The organism is Piscicoccus intestinalis NBRC 104926 (assembly GCF_001515525.1).
Lineage (GTDB): Bacteria > Actinomycetota > Actinomycetes > Actinomycetales > Dermatophilaceae > Kineosphaera > Kineosphaera intestinalis.
In genome coordinates this window covers 1-9,065 of sequence record NZ_BCNQ01000172.1, presented here as the reverse complement: position 1 = coordinate 9,065, position 9,065 = coordinate 1, and the positions used below count along the sequence as shown (strand labels likewise).

General features: G+C 71.7%; 9 protein-coding genes. 5 read left to right on the top strand and 4 right to left on the bottom strand.

The window, feature by feature from the left end:
- Positions 1–94: 94 nt before the first annotated feature.
- The 4 genes from PINTE_RS18835 to PINTE_RS18820 all read right to left on the bottom strand — a co-directional run bounded on the left by PINTE_RS18835 (position 95) and on the right by PINTE_RS18820 (position 3,257).
- Entirely contained in the window at positions 95–262 is a 168-nt protein-coding gene (locus PINTE_RS18835) for a hypothetical protein (RefSeq protein WP_157087372.1), read from the bottom strand.
- A 171-nt stretch (positions 263–433) separates the two neighbouring features.
- A complete protein-coding gene (locus PINTE_RS18830) occupies positions 434–1,024 on the bottom strand; it encodes a LutC/YkgG family protein (RefSeq protein ID WP_068433801.1) in 591 nt (196 codons plus the stop codon).
- The gene (locus tag PINTE_RS18825; protein ID WP_068433800.1) at positions 1,021–2,517 is read right to left on the bottom strand and encodes a lactate utilization protein B; all 1,497 of its coding nucleotides are present in this window, start codon (positions 2,515–2,517) and stop codon (positions 1,021–1,023) included. Before PINTE_RS18825 ends, PINTE_RS18830 begins: the two co-directional genes overlap by 4 nt.
- Positions 2,514–3,257: a (Fe-S)-binding protein gene (locus PINTE_RS18820; protein ID WP_068433799.1), complete on the bottom strand. Its 744-nt coding sequence runs from the start codon at positions 3,255–3,257 to the stop codon at positions 2,514–2,516. Before PINTE_RS18820 ends, PINTE_RS18825 begins: the two co-directional genes overlap by 4 nt.
- A gap of 152 nt (positions 3,258–3,409) precedes the next feature.
- On the opposite strand from PINTE_RS18820, the gene PINTE_RS18815 reads away from it, so the two are divergent.
- From PINTE_RS18815 to PINTE_RS18795, 5 genes are all read left to right on the top strand, one after another.
- Complete coding sequence (locus PINTE_RS18815; RefSeq protein WP_068433798.1) at positions 3,410–4,051, top strand: MarC family protein; 642 nt, start codon at positions 3,410–3,412, stop codon at positions 4,049–4,051.
- A gap of 222 nt (positions 4,052–4,273) precedes the next feature.
- Positions 4,274–6,940: a nitrite reductase large subunit NirB gene (gene nirB / locus PINTE_RS18810; RefSeq protein WP_068433796.1), complete on the top strand. Its 2,667-nt coding sequence runs from the start codon at positions 4,274–4,276 to the stop codon at positions 6,938–6,940.
- Entirely contained in the window at positions 6,937–7,449 is a 513-nt protein-coding gene (gene nirD / locus PINTE_RS18805) for a nitrite reductase small subunit NirD (protein WP_306304872.1), read from the top strand. Before nirB ends, nirD begins: the two co-directional genes overlap by 4 nt.
- Before the next feature lie 7 nt (positions 7,450–7,456).
- A complete protein-coding gene (locus PINTE_RS18800; protein WP_068433794.1) occupies positions 7,457–8,569 on the top strand; it encodes a uroporphyrinogen-III synthase in 1,113 nt (370 codons plus the stop codon).
- A gap of 51 nt (positions 8,570–8,620) precedes the next feature.
- The coding region (locus PINTE_RS18795; protein WP_169798576.1) for a sirohydrochlorin chelatase at positions 8,621–9,065 on the top strand (445 nt) is incomplete at its 3' end.

The window sequence follows — 9,065 nt, the reverse complement described above, 5'->3', positions numbered from 1 at the left end:
ACAGCCCTGCAGTCATTCGGCGCCGAACAGCCACCGTTCTGATCGCCCGCGGTGCCGGCCACCAGCCTCTCCGTGCGCCGAAGAGGGCGGCTCCTCACGTCAGGTGCCGCTGCTGGGCCTCCCACGACCGGTGGGACAGTTCGCTCACGCGCTCGTTTTCAGCGACTTCGGCGTCGATCTCAGCGGCGTACGCGCTGTAGTACGCCAGCGCCACCCGGGTCGCGCCCACCGTCAGGGACAAGTCCGCTGCGACGGTCTCCATGGCGGCCTCCCCACGTTCGTCCGAATCGCGCAGCGCCGCAACGATCTCCCACACGTCGGGTCCAGCGGCCAGCGCGGCCCGACGGCCCGAGGGGAGGGTCCGTCTCGGAAGACCACCCCGGGAAACTCCTGCGGCCGCAAGCCCTCGTCGACCAAGCGCGGCACGACGAACTCAGCCTTGGGGGACGAAGGCGACGTGCAACGAGCGCACGCCCTGGGCGCCGTGGATGAGCACGCCCTCGATGTCGGCGGTCGCGGACGGCCCGGAGTGGAACACCAGGTAGTGGTGCTGCCCGAACTCCGGCCGCAGGTAGGCGTCCTGGAGCCCCGGCACGATGTCGGCCGGGTCGACGAGCACGACGAGGTGCTGGGCCAGGTAGGCCACGGAGTTGACGATGAGGTCGGTGTCCGCGAGCAGCACCGAGCCCGTCTCCCCCACCGCGAGCACCGCCCGCACGACCGCCACGTCGACGTCGGCCAGGTCGCGCTGATGCTCGACCGCCCGCAGGTCGCGGGTGCCCGCCAGTTCCGGCGCCGCGGAGGCGATCACGCTCGCGTCCGGGAACGCCGAGCGCACCGCCTCCGGCAGGTCACCGCCGGGCACGTCGAGCACCTTCCCGCCCATGCCCTTCAGCTGCGCGACGAAATAGCCGACACGGTCTCCGCCCTCGTCCAGCGGGTAGACAGTCACCTCCGGCAGCGGGTAGTCGCTCGCGGGCTCGTTGGCCCGCACCGCTGCCAGGATCTCCTCGCGAGTGCTCACGACTCTTCGCTCCTGCCCCCGTCGGTGCGCTGATACCACTCGTGGAACGTCTCCCGTGGCGCCGTCGGCGTGTCCCGACCCGGCGTCGCCCAGGGGTTGAGCGGTATGTTCACCGCGAACTGCGGCAGCACCCGCAGCGCCCGGTCCACGTTCGCCACAGCCGCCCGGTACGCCTTCGGGTGAGACAGCAGCTCGCCGGCCGCTTTCATCCCGATCCGCTCGACGAGCTTCGGCTGCTTCTGTGCCGCCATCACCTTGCGCCAGCCGAGGATCTGTTCGTGGATGTTGATCTTCACCGGGCATACGTTCGTGCACGACGCGTTGAGCGTCGAGGCGTACGGCAGCGCCGAGTACTTGCGCCGGTTGATCGTCGGGTCGAGGATCAACCCGATCGGCCCCGCGTACGTCGCCCCGTACGACAGCCCGCCCGAGCGCCGGAACACCGGGCACGTGTTCATGCACGCGCTGCATCGGATGCACTTCAGGCTCGTCCAGAACTCCTGCTCGCCGAGGCGCTCGCTGCGACCGTTGTCGACGATGACGAAGTGCATCTCGGTGCCCGGTCGAGGCGCCCGGAAGTGCGAGGTGTACTGCGTGATCGGCGACCCCAGCGCCGAGCGCGACAGCAACCGGATGAACACGCCGAGGTCCGCGACCCGAGGGATGAGCTTCTCGATGCCGATCGAGGCGATGTGCAGCGGCGGCACGTTGGCCGACAGGTCGGCGTTGCCTTCGTTCGTGCACACGACGACCGCGCCGTTCTCGGCCACCGCGTAGTTCGCGCCCGTCATCCCCGCGTCGGCCTGAAGAATCAGCGGCCGGGTCTTCTCGCGCTGCTGCTCGGCGAGGTAGTGCACGTCGGAGTTGTCCGGGTCGGTGCCCAGGGTCTTGGCGAAGACGGCCGCCACGTCGGTGCGCAACTTGTGCGTCGCGGGCACCACAATGTGGCTCGGCGGCTCGTCGTCGAGCTGCTGGATCCGCTCCCCCAGATCGGTCTCGACGATGTCGATCCCGACACCGGCCATGTAGTCGCGGAAGCCGCACTCCTCGGTGAGCATCGACTTGCTCTTGATGAGGCTCTTCGCGCCGTGGTCGCTCATGATCGAGTGCACGATGCGGTTGTGCTCGTCGGCGTCCTTCGCCCAGTGCACGTGCACCCCGTTGCCCCGCGCCGCGTGCTCGAACTGCTCGAGGTAGTCGCCGAGGTTCGCCAGCGTGTGTTCCTTGATCCGCGAGGCGTGTTCGCGCAGCTCCTCCCACTCGGGGATGCCGTGCATCTGACCGTCGCGCTTGCCCCGCAGGTCCCAGAGCCGCTCATCGTGCGTCGACTCGTGGTGCGGGGCCGCGATGAACCGCTGCGCCGCCTCGTTGTGGTCGATCGGGTGGTCGCCGTGCACCTTCGCGCCGCGCGGTTGCGGCTCGTCGGTCGTGTGCGTCGGCACGGCCTCCGGCGAGTTGGCCTCGGCGTGCTGAAGTCGGTGGTTGAGGATCATCCGCGCTCTCCGTTCAGGACCTGGGCGATGTGCCGGAACTCCAAGGGCGTGCCGCCGCGGTGGGCGATCCCCTTCAGGTGCATCGTGCAGGAGCCGTCGGCCGACACGACGTGCGTGGCACCGGAGGCGGCGTGGTCGGCGACCTTGTCCTGCCCCATCTTCACCGAGGTCGCCGGCTCGAGCACCGAGAAGGTGCCGCCGAAACCGCAGCACTCGTCGGGCCGCTTGAGCTGCGCGATCTCGATACCCCGGACCTTGCGCAGCAGCGCAAGCGGCTTGGAGTACGGCTCCTCGCGCAGCTCGCTCATGCTGGATGAACGCAGGAACCGCAGCGACGAACAGCTGTCGTGGTAGCTGACTTTGTGTGCGAACTCTGCCCACGGGAACTCCTCGACCTTCAGCACGTCGTGCAGGAATTCCACGAGCTCGACGACGCTGCCGCGCACCTGGCGCACCTCGTCGGTCTGCTCGCACGCCGTCATGTTCTGCCGCACGTTGCGCACGCAGCTGTTCGACGGCGCCACGACGTAGTCGTAGCCCGCGAACGTGCGCGCGAAGTGCTCCTGCGTCGCCTTCGACTCCGCGTCGAAGCCGGCGTTGACCATCGGCTGGCTGCAACACGTCTGGTCGATCGGGTACTCGGGGTCGATGCCCAGGCGGCGCAGCAGTTGCAGGGTGGCGATCCCCGTCTCCGGCTCCAGTGCGTCGGCGTAGCACGGCACGAACAGCGCGACTCGCATATGGGCTCCCTCGGTTCTCGTGTGTCCTCACGGTATGGCGCGCTCCTGACGCGCCCCGCTCGGGGTCGCTCGTCGGTTGCTCGCCGGTCGGTCGAACGACGTCGTCCGACACCCCGGACCGGCGGTGCAGCGGCGCTGACAGGATGGCGGCCATGGACACCGCACTCCTGGTCAAGGCCCTGGGCGGCTTCTTCGCGATCATGAATCCGTTCGTCGCGCTGCCGCTGTTCCTGTCGCTGACCACCGGCTACGACGTTGCCCGCCAACGCACGACCGCGATCCGGGTGGCCATCTACAGCCTGGTCATGGCGGTGGTCATCATGGTGTCGGGCACCACGCTGTTGGGGCTGTTCGGCGTCACCGTCAACGACTTCCGGGTGGCCGGCGGGATCGTCCTCATGATGATCGCCCTGGGCATGCTCAACGGTGGTAGCAGCGCCCACAGCGGCACGCCGGACGAGCGGCAGCACCAGCAGCAGCAGGCCGAGACCGGCGACGTCGCGTTCTACCCGCTGACCTTCCCGATGATCCTCGGGCCTGGCACGATCACGGCCATCGTCGTGTTCACCGGCCAGGCCGACGGAGTCGGTGGCTACGCCGCGATCGGACTCGCCCTGCTGCTCGTGCTCGCCTTGCTCACCGTCGTGCTGTGGTTCGCGCCCTCGATCGGGCACCACATGTCTCAGACGTTGCAGACAATCATGACCCGCCTCATGGGCATGATCCTCGCCGCCATCGCCGTGAGCATGGTCATCGCCGGACTCCAGGGGCTCATTCCGTTGCTCCAGCAGTGATCGCCCGGGCCCGGTCGTCGGCCCGCGCCGCACCGCCCACACCCGCCGACGCGTGCTCATCTCACGCCCGCCCGCCCCGCACCCGTGAGAGCCAGTTAGCACCGCGGAAACACAACGCCGAAGTTGGTGTAACACACGATCTTTACCGTCGATTCAACGCAATCCAGCAGCTCACGCCCGGCCCCGCCATCCGCGGGGCCGATGTGACGAAAGGGATCGACAATGGCCCAGCCCACCCCAGCGGCCGAGGAGCAGAACCCCACCGACGCGACCCGCCATCTGCTCGTCGTCGGTGGCGGCATGGTCGCCCAGCGGCTCGTCGAGGCCCTGCGGGCCCGCGACGCCGAGGGCGCCTGGCGCGTCACCGTGCTCGCCGAGGAGCCCCGAGCGCCGTACGACCGCGTGGCGCTGACCAGCTACTTCAGCGGCAAGAGCGCCACCGACCTCGAGCTCGGCGACCCCGACCTGTGGCGCGACCCCCGCGTCACCCTGCGTCGCGGCGTCGCCGCCACCGCGATCGACCGGGCGGGCAAGACCGTCTCCGTGACCCGCGGCGAGCCGATCGCCTACGACCACCTCGTGCTCGCCACCGGCTCCAACGCCGCCGTGCCGCCGATCGAGGGCAACGACCTGACCGGCGTGTTCGTCTACCGCACGATCGACGACGTCGCCCACCTCAAGGGGTACGTGCAGAACCTGTCCACCGAGCTGGGCCGCCCCCTGCGCGGCGCCGTCATCGGAGGCGGTCTGCTCGGCCTCGAGGCCGCCGGCGCCCTGCAGGCCATGGGCGTCGACTCCACCGTCGTCGAGTTCGCGCCCCGGCTCATGCCGATCCAGGTCGACGACGGCGGCGGGCAGGCGCTGAGCCGGCTCATCGGCGGCCTCGGCGTGCACGTGCGCACCGGCACCGCCACCAAGCGCATCGGCGGCACCCGCGGCCGCGTCTCCTCGATGACGTTCAGCGACGACTCCCGCATCGACGTCGACGTCGTCGTCCTCGCCACCGGCGTGCGCCCCCGCGACGAACTCGCCCGCGCCATCGAACTGCCCGTCGGCGAACGCGGCGGCGTCGTCGTCGACGACGCCTGCCGCACCGGCGACCCCAGCATCTGGGCGGTCGGCGAGGTCGCGTGCATCCAGGGCCGCGTGTGGGGCCTCATCGCCCCCGGCAACGCCATGGCCGAGATCGTCGTCGACCGGCTCCTCGGCGGGCAGGCCAGCTTCCCCGGCGCCGACACCGCCACCAAGCTCAAGCTCCTCGGCGTCGACGTCGCCAGCTTCGGTGACGCCTTCGCCACCGACGATGGGAGCCTGGAGATCGTCTACGCCGACCCCGTCGCCGGCGTCTACAAGAAGCTCGTGCTCTCCGACGACGCCCGCACCCTGCGCGGCGGCATCCTCGTCGGCGACGCCTCCGCCTACGCCTCGCTGCGCCCCATGCTCGGGCGCGAACTCGGCGGCGACCCGGCCGCCTACCTGCTGCCCGAGGGCGCCGCCCCCGCCGCGGGCGGTGACCTGCCCGACGACGCGACCGTCTGCTCCTGCAACAACGTCACCGCCGGTGCGATCCGCGACGCCGTCTGCGAGGGCGGCTGCACCGACCTCGGCGAGGTCAAGGCGTGCACCAAGGCCGGCACCTCCTGCGGCTCGTGCCTGCCGCTGGTCAAGAAGCTGTTCTCCGCCGAGATGGCCAAGTCGGGGCTCACGGTCTCCCGGGCGTTGTGCGAACACTTCGACATGCCGCGCGCCGAGCTGTTCGACATCGTGCGGGTCACCGGCGAGCGCAGCTTCAGCGAGATCATCGCCCGGCACGGGCGCGGGCGCGGCTGCGACATCTGCAAGCCGACCGTCGCCTCGATCCTCGCGAGCCTCGGTTCCGGGCACATCCTCGCCGGTGAGCAGGCCACGCTGCAGGACACCAACGACCACGTGCTGGCGAACATCCAGAAGGACGGCACGTACTCGGTGGTGCCGCGCATCCCCGGCGGCGAGATCACCCCCGAGGGACTCATCGTCATCGGCGAGATCGCCCGCGACTTCGGCCTGTACACGAAGATCACCGGCGGCCAGCGGATCGACCTGTTCGGCGCCCGCATGGAGCAGCTGCCGCAGATCTGGCAGCGGCTCGTCGACGCCGGCTTCGAGTCCGGGCACGCCTACGGCAAGTCGCTGCGCACCGTGAAGTCGTGCGTCGGCTCCTCGTGGTGCCGCTACGGCGTGCAGGACAGCGTCGGCATGGCGGTCAAGCTCGAGCTGCGCTACCGCGGGCTGCGGGCACCGCACAAGCTCAAGGTCGGGGTCTCCGGTTGCGCCCGCGAGTGCGCCGAGGCCCGCGGCAAGGACGTCGGCGTCATCGCCACCGAGAAGGGCTGGAACCTCTACGTCGGCGGCAACGGCGGGTTCACGCCGCGGCACGCCGTCGTGCTCGCCGACGACCTCGACGACGACACCCTGGTCCGCGCGATCGACCGGTTCTTCATGTACTACATCCGCACCGCCGACCGCCTGCAGCGCACCGCCCCCTGGCTCGGCGACCTCGACGGCGGCATCGAGCGGCTGCGCGAGATCATCCTCGACGACGCCCTCGGCATCTGCGCCGACCTCGACGCCGCCATGGACGCGCACGTCGCCGGCTACTCCGACGAGTGGCGCGACGTGCTCGAAGACCCCGACAAGCTCGCCCGGTTCCGCTCGTTCGTCAACGCGCCCACCCAGGCCGACCCGGACCTGAAGTACGTGCCCGAGCGCGGCCAGAAGCGCCCGGCCACGCCCGCCGAGCGCGCCGCGTCGGACATCGAGGTCGTCGCCATGGACACGACGCACGACGCCGGAGCCGGTGCGCCGGCAGGCCCGGTCGCGCTCGGCACCCGGATCGAGGTGCGCTCGTGAGCGCCGCGCATCTCACCGTCTCCGCCCCCGACGCCCCGGCAGCCCCGGCAGCCCCGGCAGCCCCAGCCGCCCCCGACGCCCCCTGGACGATGGAGAAGCCCGTGGACGACGTCATGGCCGACTTCGAGGACGTCTGCGCCGTGAGCGATCTGCTGCCCGAGCGGGCCGCGGCCGCGCTCGTCGGCGGCGTGCAGATCGCGCTCGTGCGGCTGCTCGACGACAGCGTGTACGCGCTGGCGCAGCACGACCCGTTCAGCGACGCCAACGTCATGTCGCGCGGCATCGTCGGCTCGGCGACGGTCGACGGGCAGGACGTGCCGACCCTGCAGTCTCCGATGTACAAGCAGGCGTACGACGTCCGCACCGGGGCCTGCCTGAGCGACCCCGCGGTCGTGCTGCCAACCTGGGAGGTGCTCGTGCGCGACGGCCGGGTGCTCGTCGCCACGTCGCCGCGCGCCGGGCACGACAGCGCCGGGGCACACTCCCCGGCGACCGCGACGACAGGGTAGGCGACACATGCGTGATCAGCTCGGAGGCCTTCGGGTGCTGCTCACCTCGCAGCGCCGGGCCGCGGAGCTCGGGTCGGCGCTCGAGCGGCGCGGGGCCACGATCATCCATGCGCCCGTGCTCTCGACGATCCCCCACGCCGACGACGAACGGCTGCTCGCCGCGACCCAGGCACTCATCGCCGACCCGCCCGACGTGCTCGTCGTGACGACCGGCATCGGCTTCCGCGGCTGGATCGAGGCGGCGGACGCGGCGGGCCTCGCCCGCGACCTGCTCGCCGCCCTCGGCGGCACCCGGATCCTCGCGCGCGGCCCGAAGGCCAAGGGCGCGATCCAGCAGGCCGGGCTCACCGCCGAATGGACCGCGGAGTCGGAGCAGGCGGCCGAGGTCGGCGAGTACCTCACGGATCAGGGCGTCGACGGGCTCCACGTGGCGGTGCAGCACCACGGCTCCGGCGACGACGGCCTCGACGGACTGTTCGAGCGCGGGGGCGCCCGGGTCAGCCCCGTCGTCGTCTACCGCGTGGGCCCCAGCCCCGACCCCGAGGCGGTGGCCCGCGGCGTCGCCCTCGTCGCCGACCGCGAGGTCGAGGCGGTCGTGTTCACCTCGGCGCCGATGGCCGCGGAGTTCCTCGCGCAGGCCCGCGCCCGCGGGCGCCTCGCCGAGGTCGTCGCCGCGTGCGGGCCGTCCGGCGACGTGCTCGCCGCGACCGTGGGCCCGGTCACCGCGGGGCCGCTTCGGGAGGCGGGCATCGACCCGCTCGTGCCCGACCGGTTTCGCCTCGGGGCCCTCGTGCGCGAACTCGTCAAGGCCCTGTCGACGCGGGCCGCGGCGCGCGTGACGACCCCGGCGGGCACGCTCGTCGTGCGGGCGCGCGCCGCCCACCTCGACGGCAGCCCGCTGCCGCTGACGCCCGCGAGCCTGACCGTGCTGCGGCTGCTCGCGCAGGCCGAGGGGTCGGTGGTGAGCCGCGCCGCGATCCTCGCCGAGCTGCCCGGCGGCAGCACCAACCCGCACACCGCCGAGATGGCCGTCGCCCGGTTGCGCGAGGCCCCGGGCCTGCGCGGCATCGTGCAGACCGTCATCAAACGGGGCTATCGCCTCGACGTGTCGCCGCAGTAGCCCCCGTTCCGCCCCCGTGACCCCGCCTGTCGACCCCGAGAAGGGAGTGTCATGACTCGCTCGTCACGCCGCGCCGGCAAGGCGTACCCCGACCTCGGGCAGCTGGAGGGTCTGCGTCCGGGCACCGGCTCCCCCACCGACCTCGTCCTTGTCGCGCACGGGACCCGCGACAAGGCCGGGCGGGCCACCAGCCTCGCGATCCGCGCGGCGGTGGCGGACCGGCTCCCCGGGGTCGACGTCGACATCGCCTACATCGACGTGCAGGCCCCGCACGTCGGCGACGTCGTGACCCGGCACGCACGCACCGGCCGCCGGGTGGCGGTCGTGCCGCTGCTGCTGAGCCTGGGGTACCACGTGGAGGTCGATGTGCGCGGGGCCATCGCGCCGCACCCCAACGCCGCCGCCTCCGGGCCGCTCGGGCCGCACCCGATCCTCGCCGACGTGCTCGCCGACCGGCTCTGGGAGGCCGGCGCGCAGCCGGGCGACGCGGTCGTGC

What these genes read in the sequence shown, in the direction of transcription:
- PINTE_RS18835 (WP_157087372.1), bottom strand. Translation starts at nt 262, where the DNA reads ATGGAGACCGTCGCAGCGGACTTGTCCCTGACGGTGGGCGCGACCCGG.
- PINTE_RS18825 (WP_068433800.1), bottom strand. Translation starts at nt 2,517, where the DNA reads ATGATCCTCAACCACCGACTTCAGCACGCCGAGGCCAACTCGCCGGAG.
- PINTE_RS18820 (WP_068433799.1), bottom strand. Translation starts at nt 3,257, where the DNA reads ATGCGAGTCGCGCTGTTCGTGCCGTGCTACGCCGACGCACTGGAGCCG.
- PINTE_RS18815 (WP_068433798.1), top strand. Translation starts at nt 3,410, where the DNA reads ATGGACACCGCACTCCTGGTCAAGGCCCTGGGCGGCTTCTTCGCGATC.
- nirB (WP_068433796.1), top strand. Translation starts at nt 4,274, where the DNA reads ATGGCCCAGCCCACCCCAGCGGCCGAGGAGCAGAACCCCACCGACGCG.
- PINTE_RS18800 (WP_068433794.1), top strand. Translation starts at nt 7,457, where the DNA reads ATGCGTGATCAGCTCGGAGGCCTTCGGGTGCTGCTCACCTCGCAGCGC.